Source organism: Streptomyces sp. M92 (assembly GCF_028473745.1).
Taxonomy (GTDB): domain Bacteria; phylum Actinomycetota; class Actinomycetes; order Streptomycetales; family Streptomycetaceae; genus Streptomyces.
The window spans coordinates 5,303,133-5,327,660 of the sequence record NZ_CP101137.1 but is presented as its reverse complement, the minus strand read 5'-3'; the positions used below and the strand labels follow the sequence as shown (position 1 = coordinate 5,327,660).

The following is a 24,528-nucleotide window of genomic DNA, read 5'->3' as shown; positions in this document are numbered from 1 at the left end:
CTCACTCCTTCTCGCGGGGCACCAGGGCCACACCGTCCTCATCCACGTGCACGGTGTCACCCGGTGTGAACACCACGCCGCCGAACACCACCGGCTGCCCGGCCGTGCCGGTCCCGGCCTTGCCGCTGCGGCGCGGGTTCGACCCGAGGGCGAGCACCCCCAGGTCGGTGTCGCGCAGCCGGGCAACGTCCCGCACCGCGCCGTGCACGATCACGCCCGCCCAGCCGTTGCCCCTGGCCAGTTCGGCCATCGCGTCGCCCATCAGCGCCGTGCGCAGCGATCCGGCCCCGTCGACCACGAGCACCCGGCCCTGTCCCGGCCGGGACAGGGCGGCGCGCACGAGCACGTTGTCCTCCAGGCACGAGACTGTCTCGACGCGACCGGAGAACCTGGTCCGGCCGCCGTAGGACCGCAGTTGGGTGGTGCAGGTCTGGACCGTGCCGTCCAAGCGGTCGCAGATGTCCGCCGTGAGTTCCTCGCTCACTGTCCGGCCCCGTCGTTCTGCCCGGTCAGCGTGTGCGGAAGCCGCATGTGCCGACTGAGCACGGACCGGGCGGTGCGTACGTCGACGACGGCGAGCCCGGGGCGCAGCGCCTCCTTGAGGATCTCCCCCGCTCCGGCCGCGTCCAGGGTCGCCGACCGCGCGCCGAAGGCTGCGGCGAGCGGGGCGATCGCGGGCGGCGGGACGACGGCGGCCCCGGCGTTGTCGCCGTCGCGGTGCAGGCGCTGGTACTCGGTGCCCAGCGCCTGGTCGTTGAGGACGAACACGGTCAGGTCGGCCCCGGCGCGGGCCGCGGTGTCCAGTTCCTGTATGTGCATCATGAACGCGGCGTCCCCCTCGAAGACCACGGTCTTGCGGTCCGGGGTGCCCAGGGCGACGCCGATGGCCGTGGTGAGCGCCTGGCCGATGGAACCGAAGCCCTGGGCGGCGAAGAAGCGGCCCCGTGCGGGCACGGTGACGAACGCGGCGGCGAAGCCCGAGCAGTGGCCGTTGCTGATGACGACGGTGGCGTCCTCGGGCAGGCGCTCGCTGATCCCGGCGACCGCGCGCCGTGGGTCGACAGTGCCGTCGGCAACCGGCGGGGCGAAGTCCCGCAGGTCCTCCCGCCAGCAGTCGGCGGCCGGGCCGACCGGGCCGAACCACGGTCGGCGCGCACCGCTCAGCGCCCGCGTCAGGGACACGGTGCGGCGCAGGGTGCCCGCCGCGTTGCCGCGCAACGTCTCCGTCCGGCCGCCGCCTCCCGGCGCCCCCGCAGAGCTCCCGCCCGGTACCTCGTCGACGACCCTGACGACGTGCGCCCGGGCGAACAGGCGCCGGGACTGGGTGGTGCTGCGGCCCATGGAGGCGCCGAACGCCACGACCAGGTCGGCGGAGCCGAGCAGGCGCTCGGCGGCGGGGTGGGCCAGACCGCCGGCGATGCCCAGGTCGAGGGGGTGGCCGTCGAACATGCCCTTGGCGGGCAGGGTCGTGGCCAGGCCGGCGCCGAAGTGGTCGGCCAGTGAGCGCAGGAGGTCGGGAGAGTGACCGTCCGCCGCGCCGCGGCCCGCTAGCAGCACCGGGCGTTCGGCGTCGGTGAGCAGCCGGGCCAGCCGGTCGGCCGCGACGGCGTCGTCCTCGGCGGACGGTGCCCCGGACGGAGCGGGGAACACCGCCGGTCCCCGCGTTGCGCGTTCGGCCGCAGGGGCGGTGAGGAGGTCCGCGGCGATTCCCAGGACGACCGGCCGCGACCGGTTCCGGGCCACGGCGAGGGCCGCGGTGAGGGCTTCCTCGGGGTCGTCGTCCCGTCCCATGGTGCGGTAGACGGCTTCGCAGGAGGCGGCGAAGGACGCCTGGTCGAAGCGCTGGGCACCCTGGTAGCCGGCGGGTGTCTCGGCGGCGATCACGACGAGCGGCGTGCGGTTGCGCGCCGCGACCACCAGGGACGTCGCCACATGGGTGAGTCCCGGTCCGTGGGTGACCGAGCAGATACCGGTCCGCCCCGCGGACCAGGTGTATCCCTCGGCCATCGCCACGGCGGCGCTCTCGTGCCGGACCTCCACCACGCCGACGCCGCGTTCCTCCAGCGCCAGCAGGAGGTGCATGTTGCCGTCTCCCATGAGGGCGAAGACATGGGTGCAGCCGGTGCGGGCCACGGCGTCGGCCAACGCCGTGGCACCGGTGGCGGTGCGGGCCCGGGTGCCGGTGGCGGCGGCCAGGTCGGTGTTGCTCAAGAGGACTCCTTCGCCGGCTTCCGTGCGAGGTACTTGGAGAAGAAGGGCAGCACTTCGTCCTCGAAGCGCTCGGGGACGCGGTTGCCGTGGTTGCCTTGGTAGACCTCGAAGGTGTGCGGCACGTCGTACGAGGTCAGGACCCGGTCGAACTCGGTGAGGTTCGCCAGGATGTTGGTGTCCTCGTTCCCGACGTCGAAGGCGATGTGCTGCTTTCTGAGGTTGTTGACGTACTGGTCGACCATGGCGAGCGGCCGGTTGGCGGTCATCCGGGCGAACACCGCCGGGTCCAGCTCGCCGTTCCGGACCGGGGAGTCGTAGTAGAGCGGCGGGTTGTCGGGGTCGGGGGCCCACGCCGCGGCGGCGGCGACCGCCGTCCTGATGTTGGACGGGACCTGGGTGTAGTCGTCGGGGCGTTCGGTGAACGCCTCGAACGCCGCCATCTCCTCGGGGGTGTCCGGGATGTTGCTGGTCGGCGAGATGCAGCAGGAGCTGAGGATGTAGAGGGAGGAGAAGACCTCGGGATGCTTCATCCCGATCCGCATCGCGCCGTAGCCGCCCATGGAGTGGCCCGCCAGCCCGCGGGCCTCGACCCGGTCGATGGTGCGGAAGTGCTTGTCCACGTACGACACCAGGTCCTGGGAGACGAACGACTCCCAGTCCCCCGTGGTCGCGCCGCTCGAGTAGTTGCTGCCCCCGTAGACGGTCATCGCGTTCGGCGTGACGATGATCATGTCGCGGGCGGTGCCGCCCTCGATCGCCCGGTCGGTGATGGTCGGGATGTGGGTCCCGGCACCGTCGCCGAAGTAGCTCAGGTCCGTGTTGGTGAATCCGTGCAGCATGTACAGCACGGGATAGCGCCGGTGGGAGTCGGACTTGTAGCCGGGAGGCAGGTACACCGAGACGTCCCGGTCCGGTGAATCGCCCTCCAGGTTTCCCTCGAGCGACTTCCCGTGCACCTTCACCCGCAGCACGGTTCCGGTGGAGTCCCGGCCCGCCCGGGCGGCGGCGTCCGTGGCGTCGGCGCCTCCGGCGGCGGACGGGGCCGCCGCCGCAAGGCACATCGCGACGAGAACGCCGGACGTCACCACACTTGCCGCGCGACGGCCGAAGCCGCGTCTCTTGCCTGGGGATGTCATGTGACTCTCCTCTCCGGTTCCCGCCATGGTCGGAAGCCGGGGCCGGAGAGCGCAATGCCCGGTTCGAAAGCATCCGTGATGAGCCGATAAGCAGCCGTGGTGCCCCGTGCGTCAGGTGGTCCGCCGGGGAAGGTGTCTGCGGGCGTGGGCCGGCAGGAGCAGCGCGGCCAGCGCGGCCAGCGCCGCGACCGCGGCGCACGCGGCGGCCAGGGACAGCGCGCCGGCCAGCGCGGCGACGGCGAACGGCGCCACGGACGGACCCAGTTCGGTGGCCAGCCGCCAGGAACCGAGGAACGGTGCGGGTGACCGCGGGTCCGCGAGGTCGGAGCCCACGGTGGGCACCACCCCGCCGCTCCACCCGTTGGCGATCGCCATCAGCGCGGTGCTGCCGAGGAACCAGAGCACCGCGAACGGCAGTCGCGGCGCGAACGCGAGGCCGAGGTGGCAGACACCGAAGACCACCAGGGCCGGCAGGGCCACCGCGACTCTTCCCCAGCGGTCGGTCACCACTCCGCCCGCGTAGAACAGGGAGAAGTCGAGCCCGGCGGCCAGGCCGACCACGACGGTGACGGTGACCTCGTCCAGCCCCACCGCGGTCCCGACCAGCGGCACGAGGATGCGCCGGGTGGTCCGCATCGTGCTGACCACGGAGAGGGTGAGACCGAGAGTGAGCAGCACCCGGCGGCGCTCCCAGACGGTACGCAGCACGCGTGGCGCCGCCTCGTCGCCCGCGCCGTCGCAGCCCGCCTCCTGGAAGGGGGCCGACCCGACCAGCACCGCCAGCGGGACGCACGCGACGACGACCACCAGGAACCCGCCATGGACACCGCTGGTGAGGCGCATGGCGGCGGCGGCCAGCAAGGGGCCTGCGAACAGACCGAGCCGGGTGGCCCCGGCGAGTGCGGACAGCGAGCGGCCGCGCACCGGGGCCGGCACCGCGACGGTGACCCAGGTGTGGCGGGCCATGGTGAAGACGGCCGCACCGCTGCCGATCACCAGCGCTCCCCCAGCGAGCAGCCACACCGAGTGCGCCAGGTACGCCGTCATGCCTCCCGCCGCCGTCACCGCAGTCGCCAGCAGCATGACGCGCCGCTCCCCGTACCGTCCGACCAGCCATCCGGCCGGCAGCGCCAGCAGCAGCTGTCCCACGGTCAGCAGAGCCGTGACCGTCGCGGCGGCGGCCGAGGAGCCGGTCAGCGCCTTCGCGGCCAGCAGCGTCACGGGCATCGCGGCGCCCTGGCCGCAGCCGTGCAGCACGTTGGGGACGAGGGCGGTCGGCAGCAACTGCCGCCAGGGAACGGCCGGCTCTGACACGCGCATCGGTCTCCTTGGCTGTCACGGGTGGAGCACGGCCCGGCCCAGCGGACGCGTTCGGTCACGTCGGCACCGTTTCGCACGCGCGGTGTGACGTGTACTGTCCCTGACGTCATCGCTGCTGCCGACGATATTGTCGACGATTCGCCGTAACCGATCAGTGCGCAAGAGGGCCGCCCGTGATGTTCTCCGTCCCGGCGATAAGACCGGGCTTATCGGTGAAGTAGAAACCCGACGCTTACCGGTCCTGACGCACGGCCCTACTGTTTCCCAGCAGTTACGGACTTTTGCGTCTCCCCCCGAGAACAAGGAAGTTGGAGGCTGGGGCAGCATGAGAATCCGAAAGGTACTCGTCGGAATAGCGGCCGTGAGTTCGCTGTTGCTGGCCGGGTGCGGCGGTTCCGGGAGCGGCACCTCCGAGAATTTGCCGAAGAACGTCGCCGACGCGGGGGGCATGGACTCGCTGATCGAAAAGGCCAAGGAAGAGGGCGAGGTCAGCCTGTACGCCGCCACGACGGAGAAGTCGACCACGGCCTGGATTGAGCATTTCGAGAAGAAGTACGGCATCCAGGTCAAGCTCTACCGCGACGGCAGCACCACGCTCTTCCAGAAGTGGGCGCAGGAGGTCGGCGGCGGTGTGGACAACGCGGACGTCGTCATCCAGAACGTCTACCAGCTCTGGCAGGACGCCGAGAAAGAGGGCTGGATCACCGACTACCAGACCCAGAACTACGACGCCTACGACTACGACAAGGTCCTGCCCGGCACCGGACTGGCCGGGAAGATCTACCCCCTGCACCAGAGCATCGGTGCCATCGCGTGGAACACCGAGGTGACCACGCCCGAGCAGCAGAAACTGCTTCGCGAGGACCCGGTGGCCGCCCTGGCCGATCCCGCGTTCAAGGGCAGGATCGCGCTGGGCGACACCGGCGGCGCGACCACGGCGGGCAACTACGCCAACGTGATCCTGCACCAGTCCGACAAGTACGGCTGGGACTGGCTGGACGGGGTGGCCGACAACGACCCGGCACTCTTCGAGAGTCAGATCCCCATCGCCGAACAGCTGGTGAAGGGCGAGTACGCCGTCACGTTCGGCACCGACACGCTCTACAACGACTACATCGACGAAGGCGCCCCCGTCGAGTACGCCTACCCGACGCCCACCAACGCCGCCCTGTGGATGATGGGCCTGCCGACGGCGACCCCCCATCCGTACGCCGCTCGCCTCTTCCTGGAGTGGGCCAGCTCCGACGAGGGTCACGACCTGATGGCCACCTACGGGACCGGGGCCGGCAGCCGGACCGGGTGGGTGGACGAGCGGGCCATCGCCAAGGAGACCTGGTACTCCAAGCCGGAGATCTGGTACGGCATGGCCACCCAGCCCGAGTTGCAGGGCGACGGCTTCGCCGACTTCGTCAGCAAGGTCAACGCCACGCTGAAGAAGTGAGCGGCCGTTCCTGACGCCTCCCACCCGTCCCGGGGAGGGCCTGGCCTGCCAGGTCCGCCCCGGGCTTACGCCTGCCCGGTCCTGCTCGCCCGACAGGAGGAACCATGATGTTCGAAACCAGCGCCTGGCGTCACACCAGCCGCCAACGGCTGATCGCGGGACTGACGTTCGACCAGATGTACACCTTCCAGACCCTCGTCCGCGCCGGCTCCTTCCGCGCCGCCGCCGCCGAGCTGGCCCTCACCCAGCCCGCGGTCTCCCAGCGCATCCGGCACCTCGAACGCCTGCTGGGCTGCACCCTGCTGGAACGCCGGCAGGGTGCACGGTCCGAACTGACGGCCGCGGGGCGGGAGCTGCTCGGCTTCGCCGAGGAGGTACTGACCCGCACCGACCGGTTCCACCAGCGGTTGGAGCGGATGAAGGAGCTGCCGGAGAGCTCGGCGGTGACCGTCGTCAGCGACTCCGACCACATCAAGCACCTGCTGGTCGGCGCGGTCATGGCCATGAAGGAGACGGCGCCGTCGGTCCGGGTCGTCATCAAGCACGAGCCCTCCCGGCAGGCGTGCACGCGGGCCCTGGCGGACGGCCGGGCCGACTTCGGCATCTGCCGTTACCCGGCGCCCAGCGAGTTCCCCACCCTCGGAGCGATCGAGGAGCGGATGTACCTCTACGCGCGGCCCGACGACGAGATCCACGCCCTGCCCGAGGCCGACCGCGTCCCGTATCTCGCGCAGGCCGACTTCGCCACGTTCGCGGACGGCATGCGCAGCCGTCAGCTGGTCGAGTGCTGGGCCGAGAAGGTGGGTGTCTCACTGCGGGTGGTGCTGGAGTCCCGCGGTCTGGAGGCGATGCGCACCTACGTCACCCGGGGGCTGGCCCTGGCCGTCCTCCCGGAGTTCTGCGTGCACGAGGACCAGCGGGCGGGCCTGCTGCGCCGGGCCGTGGCCCCGGGACTGCCCCTGACCCGGGGCGCCGTCATCCTCGCGCCGCCCGACCGGGAGGTCTCCCGGGCCGCCCGTGCCTTCCTCGGCATGCTGCCGGCCAAGATCGAGTCCTCGCTCAGCCCGGCCCAGCGCACGGCCGCGCCGGTGCCCGCGTGAGGGGCACCGGCGCGGCGCGGTGACGTCAGTTGCCGAGCACCTCCGTGCGCGCACCGACCGGCAGGCCCTCACCCTCGTCCACGGTCGTCGCCGGGCCCGCGTCACCCTGCGGGTCGGCATCCTCGGCGGGGAACCAGGTCACGTTGTCCGGGGTCAGCAGCAGCGTCTGGTCTGCGCCGATCTCCGGTGGCCGGGAGGTCGGCCCCGTGACGGCCTGGACGCGCAAGCGGTGCTCCCCCGCTTCGTAGGTGCGCTCGAAGTGGTCGCCGAGGAACTCGCTGGCCACCAGCCGGGCCCGGAACTCGTTGGCATCCAGCCGGTCCGGCAGCGGTCCGGTCTCCCGGCCCACCCGTATCCACTCGGGGCGGAACACCACCGAGAGCCGGTCGCCCCGGGAGGGGCTGACCGCGGCGGTGGCGTGGGCGATGTCGAGCACGGTGTCCGGGCCGAGCGTGGGCACCTTGACGGTGAAGGTGCGCACGCCCACCTCGACGACGACCGCGGGTACCACGTTGGCCTCGCCGACGAACGTCGCCACGAAGCCGTTGGCCGGCCGGTGGTAGAGCGACCAGGGGTCACCGACCTGCTGGATGACTCCCTTGTTCATCACCACCACCCGGTCGGACATGGACAGCGCCTCCGACTGGTCGTGCGTCACGTAGAGCACCGTGATGCCGGTACGGCGCTGGATCTGCCGGATCTCGTCCCGCATCCGCGCCCGCAGCTGGGCGTCGAGGTTGCTCAGCGGTTCGTCCATGAGCACCAGGCTGGGTTCGGTGGCCAGCGCGCGGGCCAGTGCGACGCGCTGCTGCTGTCCGCCGCTGAGGTCGGTGGCGTTGCGATGGGTGAACTCGCCGAGGCCGACCAGCTCCAGCATGTGCTCGGCCTGGGAGCGGGCCCTGGCCTTCGGCGTCTTCTTCGCCTTCAGGCCGTACATGACGTTCTCCACGGTCGTCATGTGCGGCCACACCGCGTAGGACTGGAACACCATGTTGATGTCCCGCTTGTGCGGTGGGATGTTCGCGTCGGACGCGTACAGCGGCCGTCCCCCCAGGGTGATCTCGCCCGAGGAAGGGGTGTGCAGGCCGGCCACGCAGCGCAGCGTGGTCGTCTTCCCGCATCCGCTGGGCCCGAGCAGGGTGACGAATTCCGAGCGTCCGATCTCCAGACTGAGGTCGGAGACCGCCGTCGTGCCACCGTATTCGGCGAAGAGTCCTCGCACTACCAGGCCGTGGTCCACGGGGTCGCGGTGCGGCTCGTCCATCGATCTGTTCACCTCGTTCACGTTTCGGGCGGCTTGGTCCGTGCGCGTCAGGCGCGCTGGTGCAGTTTTCCGGGCCTCAGCAGCAGCCGCATGACGACGATCCAGGCGATCATCAGGGCGGTCTCCAGGAGACCGACGACGGCGGCGGCCGGCAGTGACGCCTGCTGGGCGTAGTTGAAGGAGAGGATGGACAGCAGCATGGTGTCCGGGGTGTACAGCAGGATCGCGGTGTTGATCTCCCGCACCGTGAACAGGAACACCATGATGACGCCCGCTGCGATCGACGGCCGCATCAGCGGCAGCAGGATGGTCCACAGCATGCGGCCCTGGCCCGCCCCGCACATGCGGGACGCCTCCTCCAGGGACTTGTCGATCTGGGCGAAGCCGTTGCCGGTGACGCGGGTGGCGTGCGGCAGGTAGGAGGCCACGTAGGCGACCACCATGATGGCGAGCGAGCCGTACAGCGGGGTGCCGAGGTAGAGGGCGAATACCCCGGTGGCGAAGACGATGCCCGGAACGGCCAGCGGGGACATGGCGACGGCGTTGAGCAGGCCGGAGCCCCGGTGCCGGACCCGCTCGGTGACGTAGGAGGTCAGGATGCCGACGGCCACCGCACACAGGGCCGTGGCCACGGCCACGATCACCGTGTTGCCGAGCGCGTTCTTCAGCTCGGGCGCCCGCCACACCTGCCGGACGACGTCGAGGGTGAGGTCGATCTCGTCGAGGTTGGTGGACTTGCTGAAGGCCCGCAGGCCCAGGGCCGCGTAGGGCAGCACGGTGGTGATCAGGGCGTAGAGGACCAGCAGGAGGACGAAGAGGTACTTGACGCCGCCCAGGTGAATGCGCTTGCGGTTGCGGGACTTGCCGGTGACGGTCACGAACTTCGAGGACTGCCGCAGCCCGCGCTGGTACAACCACAGTCCGATCACACTGAGCAGCACCAGCATGGTGCCGAGGGCGGCGGCCAGGGCGTAGTCGCTCGGATAGCCGTTGGTGGCCCGGTAGACCGTCACGGCCAGCGGCTGGAAGTCCATCTTGGCGCCCAGCAGCGCCGGCACGGAGAACATGCCGGTGGCGCTGATGGTGACGAACATGACCGACGACAAGGTGGCGTGCCGGACGGCCGGCAGGGAGATCCGCAACGCCGTGTGGAGGGTCCCCCGCCCGTTCATGTGGGACGCCTCCTCCAGACTGGCGTCCATGTTCTGCAGGCTGCCGGAGACCAGCAGGTATCCGTACGGCACGTAGTGCAGGGCCAGGATGACGATCAGCCACTGGAAGGTCATGACGTTGATCGACACCCAGCCGGGCAGTCCGATGTCCCGGGCGAGCTGGTTGAGCAGGCCGGTGCGCGGCGCCCCCAGTTCCAGGAACGCCAGCGCACCGATGAACGGCGACAGGAACAGCGGGGCGATCACGACCAGTTCGAAGAACCGTCGCAGCGGCACGTCGGTGCGGGCCAGCACCCAGGCGAGTGCCCCGCCGATGGCGGTGGCGATGACACCGCAGGCCAGCGACATGGCCATGGTCTCACCCAGCACCCGCCAGATCTCCCACGAGCCGTAGGAGTCCTTCAAGGCGTCCAGGGTGAAGGTGGACAGGGCGTCGCGCGGGTCTTCCGAGACGGCACGGACGAACACCAGCGCGGTGGGCAGGAAGACGAGGACGGCGAGGAGCAGGACGACGAGGACCATGAGGACCCCGGGGCCCCGTCGTCGCGTCCGCGTCCGCTTCCGGTCCGCCCGCGGCGGGGAGGTCGGCTGTCGGGTCAGCGTAGCCATGCGTCTCGGTACCTCCTGTTCGTGATCGTGTGGGGATCAGTCGCCGAGCCGCAGCCGGGCCACGCGTCCGTCGGTCTCCAGGGTGGTGCCGTACTCGGCGGACAGCTGCCGGTAGCGCTCCAGCACCTCGGCGCCGTTGACCTGGTCCGCGGCGAGCGGACGCCCCTCGGTCACGGGGTGCTGCGCCGACTTGCCGGTACCGCGGGTGATCTTCGCCTCCTTCGACACCTCACGGCCCAGCTCGACGGGGTGCAGGGTGATGCCGGTGAGCCGGCCGTCGGTGAGGTGCACCTCGATCACGGCTGAACTCCACCAGGTCGGGGTGGGAGTGTCCAGACCCGGGTGCAGGGGGTGCGCGTCCGGGGTGAGCGTCGGCAGGGCGTCGACGTCGTGGCCCCAGGTCTCGTAGCTGTCGTAGGGGACGCGTTCGAGCAGTTCGGACTGGGCGAAGAAGTTGCCGAGCCCGTAGAAGATGGGCTTGCCCCGGTAGATCTCGATACCGAGGGTCTTGTGCCAGCCGTGGCCGACGAAGATGTCGGCGCCCTCCTCGATGGCGCGGTGGGCGAACTCCCGGACGAACCGCGGCGGCCGGTCGCCGCGCGGGCCCTCGGCGATGTTGAAGTGGTGCGCGACCATGACCAGGTCGGACATGTGGGCCGCCGACCGGATCGCGCGCAGGTTGCCTTCCAGGTCACCGGCGTGGCACTCGGTGAGGATCTGGTAGTCGTCGCCCTCGCGGAAGACCATCTCGCCGGCGGCCGACTGCCCGCCGGGCAGGTTGTACTGGAACTCGTCGTCGCGCAGGACGCGGCCGGTCTTGCCCGGCTTCCAGTCCTTACCGGTGCGCAGGATGTTCAGTCCCTCGGCCGTGGCCTTGAGGTGCTGGGCGGCCTCCCGGGGAATGACGTAGGTCGTCGTGACCCGCAGCGGATTGATGCCGGGACGCCCCTGCATCGTCTCCTTGGGCCGGCCGGCCCACTCGTGCGGCCGGTTGCCGGAGGTGGTCGAGATCAGCGCCATCCGGCCGCGGGGGGTCTCGACGTAGGTGGGCATCCGGGCGTCGTCCAGGTCCCGGCCCGTACCGGCGCCGGCCACTCCGGCGTCCTTGAGGGCCTGGACGGTCGAGAACAGTCCCTTGGCGCCGAAGTCCAGGCTGTGGTTGTTGGCCGTCGACATCACGTCCACGCCCAGCCACCGCAGGTCCTTGGCCACATGGGGCTCGGCCAGCATGTAACTGCCGTACCAGTCGCCGCGGCCCGGGTGCAGATCGGCGGCGTCGCCGAAGTTCATCTCCAGGTGCGCGTAGGCGACATCGGCTTTCTCGAACAGTTCCCGGATGTGCAGGAACTCCGCCTCGGAGTGCATGGAGAACGGCCTCGTCACCATGCACTCGCCGGCGATGGCGACCGACCAGTCGGCGGTAGGGGGCATACGACTCGCACTTCCTTCCGGGTTGCCGGACACAGTCGCCCGTGAACGCGCGGCGACACCCGAGGTGATCGGGCTGTGTTCAAGCTAGGTCGGCACGGACGTGCGCAGAAGCACAGAGTTCCTACTGCGGTCATCACCGGTGGTTATCGCCTGGGCGGCGACGGTGCAGGGGAGCTGTCCCGATGGCCGGTTGCGGATTCGGTCGGGGCGTTCCCCGGAGTCCTGGCCGGCCGAGCGGCCGCGCACGACGGGGCAACGCATGCTCCGCCCGCCACCGGTCGGCGCCCATCACGTAGAGCACGACCGGGTGGTCCGGCCGGGTGAGGGAGTAGCCCCTCAGCCGGCGGCCCAGCCACTCGACGTTCATGCCGGCGTAGTCGACGGCGCCGCCCGGGAAGACGCTGCCGAACTCGTTCCGGGTGAAGCCGCCGTGTCCCCACGGTTCCATCACGAGCCGCTGGGCGTCCCGCACGGCGGGGTCCGCGTGGTCCCTGGTCAGGCAGTACTGCCGGACCGTGTTGGCCGGGAAGTGGGCCAGCCAGCTGCCGATGTGCAGGAGCGGCACCTTGACCTGCTCGGCCTCCGGCCGGGCGAACCTGCTCTCGGCGAAGAAGTCCGGGTCATCGCGGTGCGCGAGGGGCGGCGCCCCGGCCGGCCAACCGACCGAACCGCTCGAGCGCATCATCCGGTCCCGCTACTCCTTCACAGTCACCTCAAAGGCGCGCCTCACGATTCCCTCAGCCGGCGTCCGGACAATCGCCGCATGAACACCTCTCACCTGCCGCGACGCGGTTTCCTCGCCGCCTCGCTCGGCGCCGTCTTCCTTGGGGTCACCGCCTGCGGCACCTCCTCTGACAGCTCCGCCGCCGCCTCCAGCAGCACCCTCACCGCCGAGGCCACCGAAACCACCAAGGCGACCAGCGTCGGGGAACCGCCCAGTCTGGACAACCTGACCTCACAGGTGAAGAGTTCATTCAAGCAGTTCACCTACGAGGACTCGCAGACGGGTGAGTCCCTGCCCTACAACCTGTACATCCCCGAGGGCTACGACGCGTCCAAGTCCTACCCCCTGGTCCTCTACATCGCCGACTCCAGCCTGGTCGGGCAGGACGTCACCGCCCCGCTGTCCCAATACGGCGCGCTCATCTGGGCCAGCGCCGACGAGCAGGCCAAGCACGAGAGTTTCGTCTTGGTCCCCGAATACCCGTCCGTCATCATCGACGACCACGGCAGCTTCACCACCACCGACTACGTCGAGATGACCACCCGTCTGCTCAGCTCGATCACCGGCAAGTACAGCGTCGACGACAAGCGGATCTACGGCACCGGGCAGTCGATGGGCTGCATGACGGTGATGTATCTGACCGCCAAGCACCCCGGCCTTTTCGCCGCCGAACTCTTCGTCTCCGGCCAGTGGGACATCAGCGAACTCGACAACCTCGCCGAGGAGAGGTTCTTCTACATCGCCGCCGGCGGCGACGAGAACGCCTCCGGCGGCCAGGACGACGTCAAGGCCATGCTCAAGGAAGCCGGAGTCTCGTACCAGAGCGCCACCTGGGACGCCACCTGGTCCGCCGCAAAGTACGCCACTGCCGCCGAGAAGCTCTTCGACGCCGGTGACAGCATCAACTTCGCCACGTTCAAGACAGGTACGGTGCTGGAGGCATCCGACTCCGCCTCCTCCGACCCCGCCATGAACAGCGAGCACATGGCGTCCTTCGAACCGGCCTACAAGATCACCCCGCTGCGCGACTGGCTCTTCGAGCAGAGGGCCGCCTGACAGCCCGGTGTCGGGGATGCCCGGTCCACGCGGTACCTGGAATGCGGGTGAGTTGCCGACCGTGAGCGATCAGCAACTCGATCAACAGGACTGACTCACCACCGGTCGTTGCCGAGGCCGGAATGGCGTACGGAAACGAGCCCCCGCCCCGTCGCCCCCGAGCCCAGGTGACAGCGATGCGATGCCGGACGCCGATGGCCGGCGGTCGCCGCGCGGGTCAGTGACCTCAAGACGAACCGCACAGGTGTGGAGCCCCGGCCCTGGCCGGAACAGGAGCCGTGCCCTCCGGTACACAGCGTCTCGGCTCACTCCCGATGCGAGCAGGCCGGTACAACGCGTGAGGGCCGGGCACGCAAGTGCCCGGCCCTCACGACGTCGAACGTCAGGCACCGGGGAACCAGGCACTGGGCGACGGCCCGTACAACGATGTTGTCCTGCGCGACACCCTCTACGAACGGGCCGGCAACGGAGACTGGAGGCGGGACGGCACTGCCGCTGACGCCGTTGAACCGCAGGAAGACACGCATGGCGAGCCATGCGGTGTGCTTGTTGCCGTCGACCAGCGGGTGATTGCGGGCGACGGAGTGCAGGAGCGCCGCGGCCTTCTCGTGCAGCGTGGGATACAGCTCGGCCCGAACACGTTCGTCCGGGGTCGCTCAATCGCCGACACCAGAAGGTCCACGTCGCGCACGCTGTGCTCCGTTCCGTTGACTCCTTCGTCCGGGCCAGGTGGTATGACAAAACTCCGGTGGCTTTGACCTGCGACTGCTCTGATTCAGGTCCTACCGCTTGGGAGGTCACCTGGTCTCTTTACAGGTCTGCTTCACTTCTCGGTCAACGGCCCAGGCGTCGGCGACCGGACCGAGGTGGCCGAGCTTGTCGGGGTTGATGACCGAGCGGATGGTCTGGATCTGCCCGTCGAGCATGTGCTCCTCCACATTCGTCGATGCCTTCACCCCCGAGACGAGGCGGCCCTCGCTCCTGTGACACGGCGCGGTGTGACCCACGTCTCCGCACCGTTCGGGTTCGGGCATGTCACAGGCCCAGGCGCTATCTCGTCTCGGGTGCGGAAGTCCTCGATCAGGGAGTTGACGATGAACGTCGCGCTGTGGATCACCGCTGGAGTGCTCGCCGCTGTCTGTCTGGTGGGCAGCTCAAAGATGTTCGTGCCGCAGAAGAAGCTGGCCGCGGTGGGCGCCTCTGCACAGTGGGTCCTGGAGTTCAGCCCCGGCGCTCTCAAGGCCATCGGCGCAATCGAACTGCTGGCTGCAATCGGGCTGATCCTGCCCGCAGCGCTCGGCATCGCGCCGGTGCTGGTGCCGCTGGTCGCCACCGGACTCGTTCTGCTCTTCGCCTGCGCGGTCACCATGCGCCTGCGCCGTGGCGAGAAGGCCACCATCACCGGCGACCTGATCTACCTCGCCCTGGCTGCCTTCATCGCATGGGGCCGATTCGGTCCCACGCCCTTCACCGGCTGACCACCGGGGCCGGATACCGTCCAGGCCCGACCCGCTCCACCTTGCCGCCGCCCTCCTCGCCGCGCTGCACGGGCTGCACCCGGGCACGGCTTCCTCACCCGACCAGAAGGGGATGGACATGCCTCTGGCGGGCCCAGCGATCTGTCCTGTCGACGTACGGCGCACCGCATCCGCAGGTCAGCGCGCCCTTCGCCGCGGCTTCAGAGGCGCGTTCGGCAGTTCCGGCGCGGGCAGCGGAGCCCCGTCGTAGCCGCGCACCTCGCCGAAGCGGTCGCCCTTCATCCAGTCCTCACGCGCCTGCACGATCTCGTCGTGCGACCGTCCGACGAAGTTCCACCACATGATGATCTCCTCGGGGAACGGCGGTCCGCCGAGCAGCACCAGCCGGGCGGTCGCCGCCGACTCGTTGGTCAGGGTCAGCGTCCGGCGGCCCGGCGCGAGGTAGCCCAGTTCGGTCGGCCGTACGGTGTCGCCGTCGACGCGTACGTCACCGCTGTCGACGAGAACGCCGTGCTCGAACCCCGCGTCGACGTCCAGGGACATGGTGGCCCCCGGGTCCAGCGACACCTCGGCGCCCAGCAGCGGCGTGAAGGTGCTGACGGGTGAGGTGTCCCCGGCGAGCGAGCCGAGGAAGACGCGCACCGTGCCGTTGTCGAGGGTGACCGGTACGGGCGCGTGGTGCTGGAAGTCCCGGCCGGTGCCGCGGTGTTCGTCCGGCAGGGCCACCCAGAGCTGGACACCGTGCAGAAGGGTGGTGCCGGAGGTGGACACCTCGGAGTGGGCGATGCCGGAGCCGCCCGTCATGAGGTTGAGTTCGCCCGGCCTGACCAACGCGTGGGTGCCCAGGCTGTCCCGGTGCTCGATCTCCCCGCTGAAGAGCCAGCTGACCGTCTGGAGACCGGTGTGCGGGTGCGGTGGGACGTTCATGCCGCCCGACCCGGCCACGTCGTCGGGACCGTAGTGGTCGGCGAAGCACCAGGCTCCGATCAGCGTCCGGGCCCGTTGGGGCAGCGTGCGCCGCACCTTCATGGCGCGGGGGCCGCCGAGGGGGACGTCACGGGCGGTGAGGACCTCGATGCCGGCGGCGGGTACGTCGCCCTCCGACGCGCCGCACTTCATCTCCGCGGGGTGTGTCTCCGTGTTGCTCACGCTCACCGCGCCTTCCCCGCCGACGCCGACATGAAAGTTCCACTTTCAACATCCATGGGGTGATGATAGAGCCGGACTAGGACTTCACGAAGTCCAGCAGGTCGGGGTTGAGTACTTCGGGGTGGGTGGCGAGCATGCCGTGCGGGAGTCCCTCGTACGACTTCAGCGTGCCGTTCTTGAGGAGCTTCACCGACAGCGGCGCCGCGTCCTCGTACGGCACGACCTGGTCGTCCGTGCCGTGCGCGACCAGCACCGGGACCTCGATCCGCTTGAGGTCCTCGGTGAAGTCGGTCTCGGAGAACGCCTTGATGCACTCGTAGTGGGCGTTGGCCGCGCCCGTCATTCCCTGCCGCCACCAGTTGTCGATGAGCCCTTGGGAGACCTTCGCGCCCTCCCGGTTGAAGCCGTAGAACGGGCCGGAGGGCACGTCGATGTAGAACTGCGCGCGGTTGGCGGCCAGGGCCGTCCGGAATCCGTCGAAGACCTCGATCGGGGTGCCGCCGGGGTTGGTCTCGGACTTGACCATCACGGGTGGCACGGCGCCGACGAGCACCGCCTTGGCCACCCGGCCCGGCTCGGCACGTGCCACGTAGCGCGCGACCTCGCCGCCGCCGGTCGAGTGCCCGATGTGCACGGCGCCCTGAAGGTCCAACGCGTCGGTCAGCGCCGCGACGTCGGCGGCGTAGGTGTCCATCTCGTGGCCCGTCGAGGGCTGGCTCGAACGCCCGTGGCCGCGCCGGTCGTGGGCGATCACGCGGAAACCGTGGGCGAGGAAGAACAGCATCTGGTTGTCCCAGTCGTCCGCGGTGAGCGGCCACCCGTGGTGGAAGACGACCGGCCGGCCGTCGCGCGGCCCCCAGTCCTTGTAGAAGATGCTCGTGCCGTCGGAGGTGGTGACCCTGCCCATCACTGTTCCTTCCGCGTCTCCGTCAGTTCTGTCAGAAGCGGCCGGCGGACCTGGTTGCGCGACCAGCAACCCCGGTCGAATCCACGCCAGCCACCCTACGCCCATGTCCGGTATGTCTCACCGGGAGAATGCGTTCGGGGCCCCGCGGCCCACGGAAGAGGGAGAGATGGCAACGAGACCGCATGACGTGGGCGTCCTCGTGTTCGAGGGCATGAAGATGCTCGACCTGTCCGGCCCGGCGGAAGTCTTTGCGGAGGCCAATCGGTACGGCGGCCGGTACCGGCTGAGCATCGTCTCGCCGGACGGGGCGGCGGTGCGTTCGTCCATCGGCATGCTGGTGCCCGCCGACGCGGACGCACGGTCACCCGCCGCCTACGACACGCTGGTCGTCGTGGGCGGTGACGTGCCGCCCGCCTCGTCCGTCGATCCGGCGCTCAGCGAGGCCGCGCGGTCGCTGGTGAAGCGGGCGGGGCGCGTCGCCTCGGTATGCACCGGCGCCTTCGTCCTGGGCGCGGCCGGGCTGCTGGAGGGCAGGCGGGCGACGACGCACTGGCAGCACGCCGGCACGCTGGCCCGCCGCTGTCCGTCGACGCGGGCGGAGCCCGACGCGATCTTCGTCAAGGACGGCGCCACCTGGACGTCCGCGGGTGTGACGGCGGGCATCGACCTGGCCCTCGCCCTGCTGGAGGAGGACCACGGGCCCGACCTGGCCCGGAAGGTCGCCCGCTCACTGGTGGTGTACATGCAGCGGGCCGGCGGCCAGTCCCAGTTCTCGGCCTCGCTGCGGGGTCCGGCCCCGCGGACGCCCGTGCTGCGCCGCATCCAGGACGCGGTGCAGGCCGATCCGGCCGCCGACCACAGCCTGGAGGCGCTGGCGGCGCGCGTGCGGGTCAGTCCGCGGCATCTGACCCGGATGTTCCGGGCGGAGCTGGACGTCACGCCGGTGAAGTACGTCGAGCTGATCCGTTTCGACATGGCCAAGGCCCTGCTCGACGCCGGGCACAACGCCACGGAGGCCGCCGCGCTGTCGGGTTTTCCCAGTTACGAGAGCCTGCGCCGCGCCTTCGCACGGCATCTGGGCCTGTCCCCCGCCCGCTACCGGCACCGCTTCGCCACCACGGGGCGGGGCGCCCGCGCGCGGCCGGACGGCGGGTGAGGCGTGGCGGGGTGCCACGGCCGTTTCCGAGGGGTTGTCGGCCATCGGGCAGCGGACACCGGGGTGGTGCCCGGCGGAAAGTGGGGACACGAACGACGGCACCGATCCCCTGGAGGGCAGCCATGGCCGAGACGATCGCCGGTATCGAGATTCCCGACAGCAGGCTCGCGCGGGAGGCGACCGACCTGATCCGGGACACCACACCGCCGCTGATCTTCCACCACTCGCGCCGGGTGTACCTCTTCGGCAGTCTCCAGGCCGCCGCCCTGGGCATCCGCCCCGACCCTGAGCTGCTCTACGTCGCCGCGCTCTTCCACGACACCGGCCTGGTGCCGCCCTACCGCGGTGACGACCAGCGTTTCGAGATGGACGGCGCCGACCAGGCCCGCGCCTTCCTGCTCGCCCACGGCGTCCGCGAGGCCGACGCCGACACCGTGTGGACGGCCGTCGCCCTCCACACCACGCCGGAAGTGCCGTACCGGATGGCCCCCGAGATCGCGGCGACCACCGCGGGCGTCGAGACCGACGTACTGGGCCTGCGCCTGGAGGGGCTCACGCGGGCGCAGATCGACGCTGTCACCGCCGCGCATCCCCGCCCGGATTTCAAGAAACAGATCCTGCGGGCGTTCACCGACGGTTTCGAGCACCGCCCGGAGACCACGTTCGGCACGGTGAACGCGGACGTGCTGGAGCACTTCGTGCCCGGCTTCCGGCGTACGGACTTCGTCGACGTCGTCGAGAACTCCGCCTGGCCGGAGTAGCCGGTCCTCCCCCGTTACGGGCGCACCCCAGCTCGGCCACCAGGTCGGCTGCGGTCGCCCGGGGCGGGGCCCGCGTCGCGTCACCGGGGGCCGGGGAGGAGCCGGACGGGCCCGGCGCCCGCGGGAAATGTTCCTCGGCTTTCTTCCGGGACGACAACCTGAGCGGATTCCGGTTCCGGAGACACCACGGCGAGCCGTGCGAACCGACGCGGGTCGACGATCGTCATCAGACAGGCCTTCGCCGGAGTGGGGCGCCGCGTCCCGGCCGTACACCAGGGCCGGGCTCGCGGGCCCCGCGGAGGGTTCAGTGCCCCGGCACGGCCGGCCCCGCGAGGGCCTTGCCGTGCTGTGCGGCGGTCAGCCGGCGTACGAAGAGGATCGCGAGCACCGCGGCCAGGGCGTCGAAACCGGCACTGGCCATGACCAGTCCGGCCGCGTCGTGGATCGCGTCGATGTCCTGGGCCTTGTCGTACGTCCTGGACGCGTAGCGGTCGAAGACCATGGCCCAGACCCAGGCACCCCACCAGGCGTTCAGGAGTCCCCGGTGCCGCGGCGCCCCGCCGTAGGGGTCGGGCTGGGCGGCTCGCAGCACGTCGGCGGCGATGCCGCGCGGGATCCAGAGGTTGGCGATCGGGATGAACCAGCAGGCGATCGCCCAGCCGGGGGTCCTGCTCTGAGTGTCGGGCGCGAAGACCTCCGCGTTGTGACGGACCCGGTGGAACCAGATGACGAAGACCACGGCCGTCGCCAGCATGGCGAGGACGTACAGCATGGCCGACCCGGCCATCGCGTAGTCGGCGCGGTTCGCCTCGCCCTCGTCGAAGTCGACCACGCCGCCCGAGGCGACCTTGCCCATCAGGGACCGCATGTTGAGCGATGCCGCGACGATCAGCAGATCGGCGACGATGACGACACCGAGCAGCACGGTGACGGCCTGCGCGAGGCCGACGGGCGAGCGCAGCACAGGGCCGGGCGCGGGCGGGTGCGAACTGGGCATGGGTGTGGACGCATACGTCATGACGGGCCCCCCGGGGATGGTGTTGAACGCGGCGACCTGTCCGAGGACGGCGCGGCAGACGACCGTGCGTGCGGTCGGCCTCGGGACTTTATCCCATGTCGGCGGGCGGCTTCCGCCAGCACCCTCGGAGTCACCAGACCGGCCTTCGACCTGGGCCGCGCGTCCGGCAGCCGTCAGGCCGTCAGTTCGCTCTGGACCGGGGCCACGCGGGCGGGCGGGTGCCGGACGAACCACTCCGTCGCCAGCAACCGCTCCCGGGCCTCGGGCGTGAGTCCGGCGATCACACCCGGCAGCGCGCCCCGCCGCACTTCGGAACGGTGGGCCAGGACCGCGGCGATCTTCCGGTCCAGCCAGGGGCGGACGTCGACGGTCGCGGTGATGTGCTCGTCCGGGACGGTGAACCGCGCCTTGCGCGCCCCGACCACCTCGTTCAGGGCCGGGACGGCCGAGTGCGGGTGGGTGGCGAGGTAGAGGGCCCGGGGGCTCCAGGGGGCGCCGGCGTCCGGGTGGAGCAGGTCGAGCCCTGCCGCCTGGACCGCCAGTACGGCCACCCGGTGGGTGTGCAGGTGGTCCGGGTGGCCGGTCAGCCCGCCGTACGCGTCGTGGGTGACGACGATCTCCGGGCGGAAGTCCCGGATGTGCGCCACCAGTTTCCGCACCGCCTCGTCGAGCGGCGCGTCGCGGAGCCTCGGCCTGCCCGGCGCCGACGACGGGACACGCGCGTCGGCGTAACCGAGCATTCGCGGCGCGCCCGCGCCGAGCGTCCGCAGGGCTTCGGCCAACTCAGCGGCCCGCGGGCTGTCCTCGGCCCAGGTCGCCGTGACGACCGCGGTGCGACCTCCCGCGGCGGCGTGCCCGGCGAGCACCCCGCCCGCCGACAACGACTCGTCGTCCGGGTGGGCGAAGACGGCCAGCAGGCTCGGCGGGGGCACGGGCACGGGCATGGACGGAACCTCCGGATCGGACGGGCAGATCGTATGTGTCGCCCGCCCGGAGGGGAACGGACGCCGGCGGCCCGGCCTCACGGAATCTTCGGGCCGACCGGTTCGGGGGTCCCTCCGACCGCGGACGGAGAGCCGGGGGGGAGGACGGCGGCGTACTGCGCCGCGGCGGTCCGGCCGTGCGCACCGAACGCACCGTGTGGGCCGCACGCCGTCCCTGACCGCGTCCCGTTCCCGCGGGCCGGCTCTCTGGAGCCCGTCGCCCCGCCGCCACCGGGCGGCCGGGCGAGTCGACAGCTCCCCGTCGGAGGGAGAGGATGTGAGACATCGGCCCGTCCACCCAGCAGGCCGCCGCTCTCGGTGCGAAGGAGTAGCGATGACCGATCGACCGGGCAGGGTGATCGGCGACATCACGATCTCGGTCGACGGGTTCTCGGCCGGGCTCAACCAGACGCAGGACCGCCCCTTCGGCGACGACGGCGGCGACGGCTCGGGGGCCGGACTGCACGCCTGGATGTTCGACACCCCCGACGAGAACCGGGCCGAGCTCGAGCAGTTGGCCGCCGCGAAGGCGTTCATCATGGGACGCAACATGTTCGGCCCGGTGCGCGGCGCCTGGGACCGGCCCTGGAACGGCTGGTGGGGCGACGACCCTCCGTTCCACGCCCCGGTGTTCGTGCTCACCCATCACGCGCGCGAGCCGCGGCCGATGGAGGGCGGCACCACGTTCCACTTCGTCACCGACGGGATCGCGTCGGCGCTGGCGCGGGCCCGCGAGGCGGCCGGCGACGGCGACGTACAAATCCAGGGCGGCGCCACCACCGTGAACCAGTACCTCGCCGCCGGCCTGATCGACGAACTGCGCCTGCACATCGCGCCGGTGACGCTCGGCGCGGGTACCCGGCTGTTCGACGGCGTACCGCCCTCGCGGTTGGAGCAGGTGTCGTCGCGGTCGGCGAGCCTGGTCACGCACGTCACCTATCGCGTCCGGGGTGTGGTCTGAGGCCCGCCGTCCGGTGACCGGGCGTGGCGAGGGCCGTCTGCGCGGACCGTCGGCCGTTCAGCCCATGAGGGCCTGGGTGATCTGCCGGGTGGTCTGTGCCGCGACCCTCGGGCTGACGGCGGCGTAGTTCGTGAAGGCGTTGAGGCCCGTCGCGAGGGCCCAGCCGCGCCCCCGGGTCCAGGTGGCGTCGTCCACACCGAGCGCGGCGCGGAAGGCCGCTCGCGGCGCGGCCGACATCAGGGTGAAGGCGATGGTCAGGTCGCGGGCGGGGTCGCCGATGCCGAGTCCGCCGAAGTCGATGACCGCGCTGAGGCGGCCGCCGGCGGTCAGCAGGTTGCCCGTGTGGAAGTCGCCGTGGAACCAGACCGGAGGACGGTCCCAGTCCGGGGCGTTCAGCGCCGCGTCCCACAGCCCGGTCATGGCGGCGGCGTCGAACACGCCGTCGAGCTCAGCGATGGCGGCGCGCGTCGCGCGGTCCCGGGCGGCCAGCGGCGAGCCGGCTAGGTCCGCACGGGTGCCCAGTGACGCGGTCTCGCCGGGCGCGAACCGTTGAAGTGCGCTCAGGAATCCGGCCAGTCCGACGGCGGCCTCGCAGGAGTCGCCCAGAGTCCGGACCGTGGCCGCCTCACCGTCCAGCCACCGCGTGACCGCCCAGGCCCACGGGTAGCCGAAGCCGGGGGCGCCCACCGCCACGGGAACCGGGATCGCCAGAGGCAGGTGCGGGGCGAGCCTGGGCAGCCACTCGGAGTCCTTGCTCGCCTGCCCGAGGGCGCCGGCGTGGCAGGGCAGCCGGACGGCGAGGTCTTCGCCGAGCCGGTGGATCACGTGGTCCGAGCCCGCCGGTTCGAACCGCTCCAACGGCAGTTCCGCCCACTGCGGGAACTGGCTGTCCACCAGGTGTCTCACCAGTTCGGTGGTGATCGAGGGGCGGTCCGGAGTGCTTCCGGTCGGCAAGGACGTCTCCTGACGTCTGCCCGCTGCGGGCGGCGGGCGGTCGAAGCCATGGAACGGCGTCGCCCGTCGCCGTGTCGACCGGATTTCTCCGACGCGTCCCGTCCAGGAGTGGCGGGCTCACACGGCCGGGCCTCCGGCCGGGAGGCCGTCCACGTACGTCTCCACGACCTCGATGTCCCCGATGCGCGAGGTGCCGACCCGCCTGGGGTCGTCGCCGAGCACCACCAGGTCGGCCCGCTTGCCCGGGGTGAGGCTGCCCAGGTCGTCCTCCCAGTGGCAGGCGTGGGCGGCGGCGACCGTGTAGGCGTGCAGGGCCTCGTCGACGGTGATCCCCTCCTCGGGGCCGATGGTCAGGCCGGACTCGGAGGCGCGCTCGACCATGAACTGGACGGCGCGCAGCGGTGATCCGTCCGTGACGGGGCGGTCGGAGCTGCCCACCAGTGGGACGCCGTGGTCCAGGAAGGCCCTGCCGCGGTAGAGCCAGGGGGCGCGCTCCTCGCCCATGATCGCGGCGTAGTCGTCGCCGAAGTACCGCAGGAAGTTGGGCTGCACGACCGCGCTGACGCCGAGCCGTGCGAAGCGCGGGAGCTGGTCGGGACGGATCAGGCCGGCGTGCTCGACGCGGTGCCGGACGTCGGGGCGCGGGCGCAGCCGCTGGGCGCGTTCGAGGGCGTCGAGGGCCACGTCGGCGGCACGGTCGCCGATCGCGTGCACGGCGAGCTGCCAGCCGGCGAGGTGGCCGTCCACGATGGTGCCGGCGATGACGTCCGGGTCGTCCTGCAACTGGCCCGCGTGGTCCAGCCCTTGGTACGGGGCGGTGAGTGCGGCGGTGCGTGCCATCATGCCGCCGTCGGTGAAGACCTTCAGCGCGCCGACGGACAGCCGGTCGTCGCCGAAGCCGGTGCGCAGGCCCAGGTCGAGCGACCGGGGGATGCCGTCGCGCTCGTGTGCGGCGACCGGGTGCAGGGTGTCGGCGGCCACCATGAGCCGCACCCTCAGCGGCAGCAGGCCCTTGTCGCGGGCGAGTTGGTAGGCGCCCAGTTCCACCGGGCTGTGTCCCAGGAGGGCGCCGCCGATCCCCGCTTCGGCGCAGGCGGTGACCCCCTCGGCCAGGCAGGTGCGGGCAGCCCGCCCGATCGCCTCGGCCAGCTCCTCCTGGGCGTACGGCAGCCGCAGCGCGCGGGCGGCGCCCATGGCCCCCTCGGCGAGGAAGCCGTTCTCGTGCGGGGTGCCGGCGGGGAGCAGGTCCAGGACGGCGGAGTTGACGACGCAGCCGTGTCCGGAGTCGTGCGTCACGTACAGCTTGTGGCCGTGGCTGACCTTGTCGAGTTCGGCGGCGGTCAGGTGGCGGCCCAGCACCCGCTGGTCGTATCCGGCGATGCTCACCCAGGTGCCGGGCGAACCCGTGCGGGTGACGGCCTCCTCGACGCGGGCGAGGACGTCGTCGATCCGTGTGCGCCCGGCGATGCTCGGGGTGCTCTGCTTGAACCCGGTCCAGGCCAGGTGGACGTGGGCGTCGATGAAGCCCGGCAGTACGGTGGCGCCCTGCAGGTCGACGACCTCGCGGGCGGGCAGGGACGTCACGGCGTCGTCGAGGCCCACGATCCGGCCGCGCCAGACGCCGAGGTCGTGGGCGACGGGGTGGCCGGGGTCCATGGTGAGGAAGCGGGCGTTGGTCAGCCGGGTGTGGAGCACGG

At 71.1% G+C, this 24,528-nt stretch carries 21 protein-coding genes and 2 pseudogenes; 7 read left to right on the top strand and 16 right to left on the bottom strand.

Translation table 11 applies throughout. The annotated features are described in order from the left end of the window. Position 1: 1 nt before the first annotated feature. The 4 genes from rraA to M6G08_RS23950 form a co-directional block, all read right to left on the bottom strand. A complete protein-coding gene (gene rraA, locus M6G08_RS23965) occupies positions 2 to 484 on the bottom strand; it encodes a ribonuclease E activity regulator RraA (RefSeq protein ID WP_272589228.1) in 483 nt (160 codons plus the stop codon). Then, complete coding sequence (locus M6G08_RS23960; RefSeq protein ID WP_272589227.1) at positions 481 to 2,211, bottom strand: thiamine pyrophosphate-binding protein; 1,731 nt, start codon at positions 2,209 to 2,211, stop codon at positions 481 to 483. The genes rraA and M6G08_RS23960 overlap by 4 nt, the downstream gene beginning before the upstream one ends. Then, positions 2,208 to 3,347 carry an alpha/beta hydrolase gene (locus M6G08_RS23955; RefSeq protein ID WP_272589226.1) on the bottom strand — a complete coding sequence of 380 codons (1,140 nt, stop codon included), beginning with the start codon at positions 3,345 to 3,347 and terminating at the stop codon, positions 2,208 to 2,210. Before M6G08_RS23955 ends, M6G08_RS23960 begins: the two co-directional genes overlap by 4 nt. A gap of 111 nt (positions 3,348 to 3,458) precedes the next feature. Continuing rightward, entirely contained in the window at positions 3,459 to 4,667 is a 1,209-nt protein-coding gene (locus M6G08_RS23950; RefSeq protein WP_272589225.1) for an MFS transporter, read from the bottom strand. A 325-nt stretch (positions 4,668 to 4,992) separates the two neighbouring features. On the opposite strand from M6G08_RS23950, the gene M6G08_RS23945 reads away from it, so the two are divergent. After that, a complete protein-coding gene (locus tag M6G08_RS23945) occupies positions 4,993 to 6,108 on the top strand; it encodes an ABC transporter substrate-binding protein (RefSeq protein ID WP_272589224.1) in 1,116 nt (371 codons plus the stop codon). A gap of 104 nt (positions 6,109 to 6,212) precedes the next feature. Then, positions 6,213 to 7,208 (top strand): LysR family transcriptional regulator, encoded by a 996-nt coding sequence (locus tag M6G08_RS23940; RefSeq protein ID WP_272589223.1) that lies wholly within the window; start codon positions 6,213 to 6,215, stop codon positions 7,206 to 7,208. A gap of 25 nt (positions 7,209 to 7,233) precedes the next feature. Here M6G08_RS23940 and M6G08_RS23935 read toward each other — a convergent pair whose 3' ends face one another. The 4 genes from M6G08_RS23935 to M6G08_RS23920 form a co-directional block, all read right to left on the bottom strand. Continuing rightward, entirely contained in the window at positions 7,234 to 8,472 is a 1,239-nt protein-coding gene (locus tag M6G08_RS23935; protein WP_272589222.1) for an ABC transporter ATP-binding protein, read from the bottom strand. Positions 8,473 to 8,519: 47 nt separating this feature from the next. Next, positions 8,520 to 10,253: an ABC transporter permease gene (locus M6G08_RS23930; protein ID WP_272589221.1), complete on the bottom strand. Its 1,734-nt coding sequence runs from the start codon at positions 10,251 to 10,253 to the stop codon at positions 8,520 to 8,522. Between the two features lie 36 nt (positions 10,254 to 10,289). Continuing rightward, positions 10,290 to 11,684, bottom strand: a complete 1,395-nt coding sequence (locus tag M6G08_RS23925; RefSeq protein ID WP_272589220.1) for a CapA family protein — start codon at positions 11,682 to 11,684, stop codon at positions 10,290 to 10,292. A gap of 133 nt (positions 11,685 to 11,817) precedes the next feature. Continuing rightward, entirely contained in the window at positions 11,818 to 12,369 is a 552-nt protein-coding gene (locus M6G08_RS23920; RefSeq protein WP_272589219.1) for a hydrolase CocE/NonD family protein, read from the bottom strand. Positions 12,370 to 12,447: 78 nt separating this feature from the next. Between M6G08_RS23920 and M6G08_RS23915 the strand changes: the two genes are divergently transcribed. Continuing rightward, positions 12,448 to 13,464 carry a carboxylesterase family protein gene (locus M6G08_RS23915; RefSeq protein ID WP_272589218.1) on the top strand — a complete coding sequence of 339 codons (1,017 nt, stop codon included), beginning with the start codon at positions 12,448 to 12,450 and terminating at the stop codon, positions 13,462 to 13,464. Between the two features lie 398 nt (positions 13,465 to 13,862). Here M6G08_RS23915 and M6G08_RS23910 read toward each other — a convergent pair. Both M6G08_RS23910 and M6G08_RS23905 read right to left on the bottom strand, forming a co-directional pair. Next, positions 13,863 to 14,200, bottom strand: a pseudogene (locus tag M6G08_RS23910) (type II toxin-antitoxin system death-on-curing family toxin); the annotation flags it as partial. A 61-nt stretch (positions 14,201 to 14,261) separates the two neighbouring features. Beyond that, positions 14,262 to 14,390 (bottom strand): annotated as a pseudogene (locus tag M6G08_RS23905) (RNA polymerase subunit sigma-24); the annotation flags it as partial. Between the two features lie 168 nt (positions 14,391 to 14,558). On the opposite strand from M6G08_RS23905, the gene M6G08_RS23900 reads away from it, so the two are divergent. Then, a complete protein-coding gene (locus M6G08_RS23900; RefSeq protein ID WP_272589217.1) occupies positions 14,559 to 14,942 on the top strand; it encodes a DoxX family protein in 384 nt (127 codons plus the stop codon). Between the two features lie 177 nt (positions 14,943 to 15,119). On the opposite strand, the gene M6G08_RS23895 is transcribed toward M6G08_RS23900, so the two are convergent. After that, positions 15,120 to 16,091 (bottom strand): pirin family protein, encoded by a 972-nt coding sequence (locus tag M6G08_RS23895; protein WP_272589216.1) that lies wholly within the window; start codon positions 16,089 to 16,091, stop codon positions 15,120 to 15,122. A 76-nt stretch (positions 16,092 to 16,167) separates the two neighbouring features. Further along, positions 16,168 to 16,998, bottom strand: a complete 831-nt coding sequence (locus M6G08_RS23890) for an alpha/beta fold hydrolase (RefSeq protein ID WP_272589215.1) — start codon at positions 16,996 to 16,998, stop codon at positions 16,168 to 16,170. A gap of 166 nt (positions 16,999 to 17,164) precedes the next feature. Between M6G08_RS23890 and M6G08_RS23885 the strand changes: the two genes are divergently transcribed. Both M6G08_RS23885 and M6G08_RS23880 read left to right on the top strand, forming a co-directional pair. After that, positions 17,165 to 18,154 carry a GlxA family transcriptional regulator gene (locus M6G08_RS23885; protein ID WP_272589214.1) on the top strand — a complete coding sequence of 330 codons (990 nt, stop codon included), beginning with the start codon at positions 17,165 to 17,167 and terminating at the stop codon, positions 18,152 to 18,154. A gap of 122 nt (positions 18,155 to 18,276) precedes the next feature. Continuing rightward, positions 18,277 to 18,915: an HD domain-containing protein gene (locus tag M6G08_RS23880; protein ID WP_272589213.1), complete on the top strand. Its 639-nt coding sequence runs from the start codon at positions 18,277 to 18,279 to the stop codon at positions 18,913 to 18,915. A 304-nt stretch (positions 18,916 to 19,219) separates the two neighbouring features. Here M6G08_RS23880 and M6G08_RS23875 read toward each other — a convergent pair whose 3' ends face one another. Continuing rightward, positions 19,220 to 19,912, bottom strand: a complete 693-nt coding sequence (locus M6G08_RS23875) for a DUF4328 domain-containing protein (protein ID WP_272589212.1) — start codon at positions 19,910 to 19,912, stop codon at positions 19,220 to 19,222. A 194-nt stretch (positions 19,913 to 20,106) separates the two neighbouring features. After that, a complete protein-coding gene (locus tag M6G08_RS23870) occupies positions 20,107 to 20,877 on the bottom strand; it encodes a PIG-L deacetylase family protein (protein ID WP_443048899.1) in 771 nt (256 codons plus the stop codon). 373 nt (positions 20,878 to 21,250) lie between these two features. On the opposite strand from M6G08_RS23870, the gene M6G08_RS23865 reads away from it, so the two are divergent. Continuing rightward, positions 21,251 to 21,877, top strand: a complete 627-nt coding sequence (locus tag M6G08_RS23865; RefSeq protein ID WP_272589211.1) for a dihydrofolate reductase family protein — start codon at positions 21,251 to 21,253, stop codon at positions 21,875 to 21,877. Between the two features lie 57 nt (positions 21,878 to 21,934). Here M6G08_RS23865 and M6G08_RS23860 read toward each other — a convergent pair whose 3' ends face one another. After that, positions 21,935 to 22,831 carry an aminoglycoside phosphotransferase family protein gene (locus M6G08_RS23860; RefSeq protein WP_272589210.1) on the bottom strand — a complete coding sequence of 299 codons (897 nt, stop codon included), beginning with the start codon at positions 22,829 to 22,831 and terminating at the stop codon, positions 21,935 to 21,937. A 117-nt stretch (positions 22,832 to 22,948) separates the two neighbouring features. Beyond that, complete coding sequence (locus M6G08_RS23855) at positions 22,949 to 24,526, bottom strand: amidohydrolase (RefSeq protein ID WP_272589209.1); 1,578 nt, start codon at positions 24,524 to 24,526, stop codon at positions 22,949 to 22,951. Positions 24,527 to 24,528 lie beyond the last annotated feature (2 nt).

Excerpts from the sequence above, each read along its gene's own strand:
- M6G08_RS23955 (WP_272589226.1), bottom strand. The coding sequence starts at position 3,347 with ATGACATCCCCAGGCAAGAGACGCGGCTTCGGCCGTCGCGCGGCAAGT.
- M6G08_RS23950 (WP_272589225.1), bottom strand. The coding sequence starts at position 4,667 with ATGCGCGTGTCAGAGCCGGCCGTTCCCTGGCGGCAGTTGCTGCCGACC.
- M6G08_RS23945 (WP_272589224.1), top strand. The coding sequence starts at position 4,993 with ATGAGAATCCGAAAGGTACTCGTCGGAATAGCGGCCGTGAGTTCGCTG.
- M6G08_RS23940 (WP_272589223.1), top strand. The coding sequence starts at position 6,213 with ATGATGTTCGAAACCAGCGCCTGGCGTCACACCAGCCGCCAACGGCTG.
- M6G08_RS23935 (WP_272589222.1), bottom strand. The coding sequence starts at position 8,472 with ATGGACGAGCCGCACCGCGACCCCGTGGACCACGGCCTGGTAGTGCGA.
- M6G08_RS23930 (WP_272589221.1), bottom strand. The coding sequence starts at position 10,253 with ATGGCTACGCTGACCCGACAGCCGACCTCCCCGCCGCGGGCGGACCGG.
- M6G08_RS23925 (WP_272589220.1), bottom strand. The coding sequence starts at position 11,684 with ATGCCCCCTACCGCCGACTGGTCGGTCGCCATCGCCGGCGAGTGCATG.
- M6G08_RS23920 (WP_272589219.1), bottom strand. The coding sequence starts at position 12,369 with ATGATGCGCTCGAGCGGTTCGGTCGGTTGGCCGGCCGGGGCGCCGCCC.
- M6G08_RS23915 (WP_272589218.1), top strand. The coding sequence starts at position 12,448 with ATGAACACCTCTCACCTGCCGCGACGCGGTTTCCTCGCCGCCTCGCTC.
- M6G08_RS23900 (WP_272589217.1), top strand. The coding sequence starts at position 14,559 with ATGAACGTCGCGCTGTGGATCACCGCTGGAGTGCTCGCCGCTGTCTGT.
- M6G08_RS23890 (WP_272589215.1), bottom strand. The coding sequence starts at position 16,998 with ATGGGCAGGGTCACCACCTCCGACGGCACGAGCATCTTCTACAAGGAC.
- M6G08_RS23885 (WP_272589214.1), top strand. The coding sequence starts at position 17,165 with ATGGCAACGAGACCGCATGACGTGGGCGTCCTCGTGTTCGAGGGCATG.
- M6G08_RS23880 (WP_272589213.1), top strand. The coding sequence starts at position 18,277 with ATGGCCGAGACGATCGCCGGTATCGAGATTCCCGACAGCAGGCTCGCG.
- M6G08_RS23875 (WP_272589212.1), bottom strand. The coding sequence starts at position 19,912 with ATGCCCAGTTCGCACCCGCCCGCGCCCGGCCCTGTGCTGCGCTCGCCC.
- M6G08_RS23870 (WP_443048899.1), bottom strand. The coding sequence starts at position 20,877 with ATGCCCGTGCCCGTGCCCCCGCCGAGCCTGCTGGCCGTCTTCGCCCAC.
- M6G08_RS23865 (WP_272589211.1), top strand. The coding sequence starts at position 21,251 with ATGACCGATCGACCGGGCAGGGTGATCGGCGACATCACGATCTCGGTC.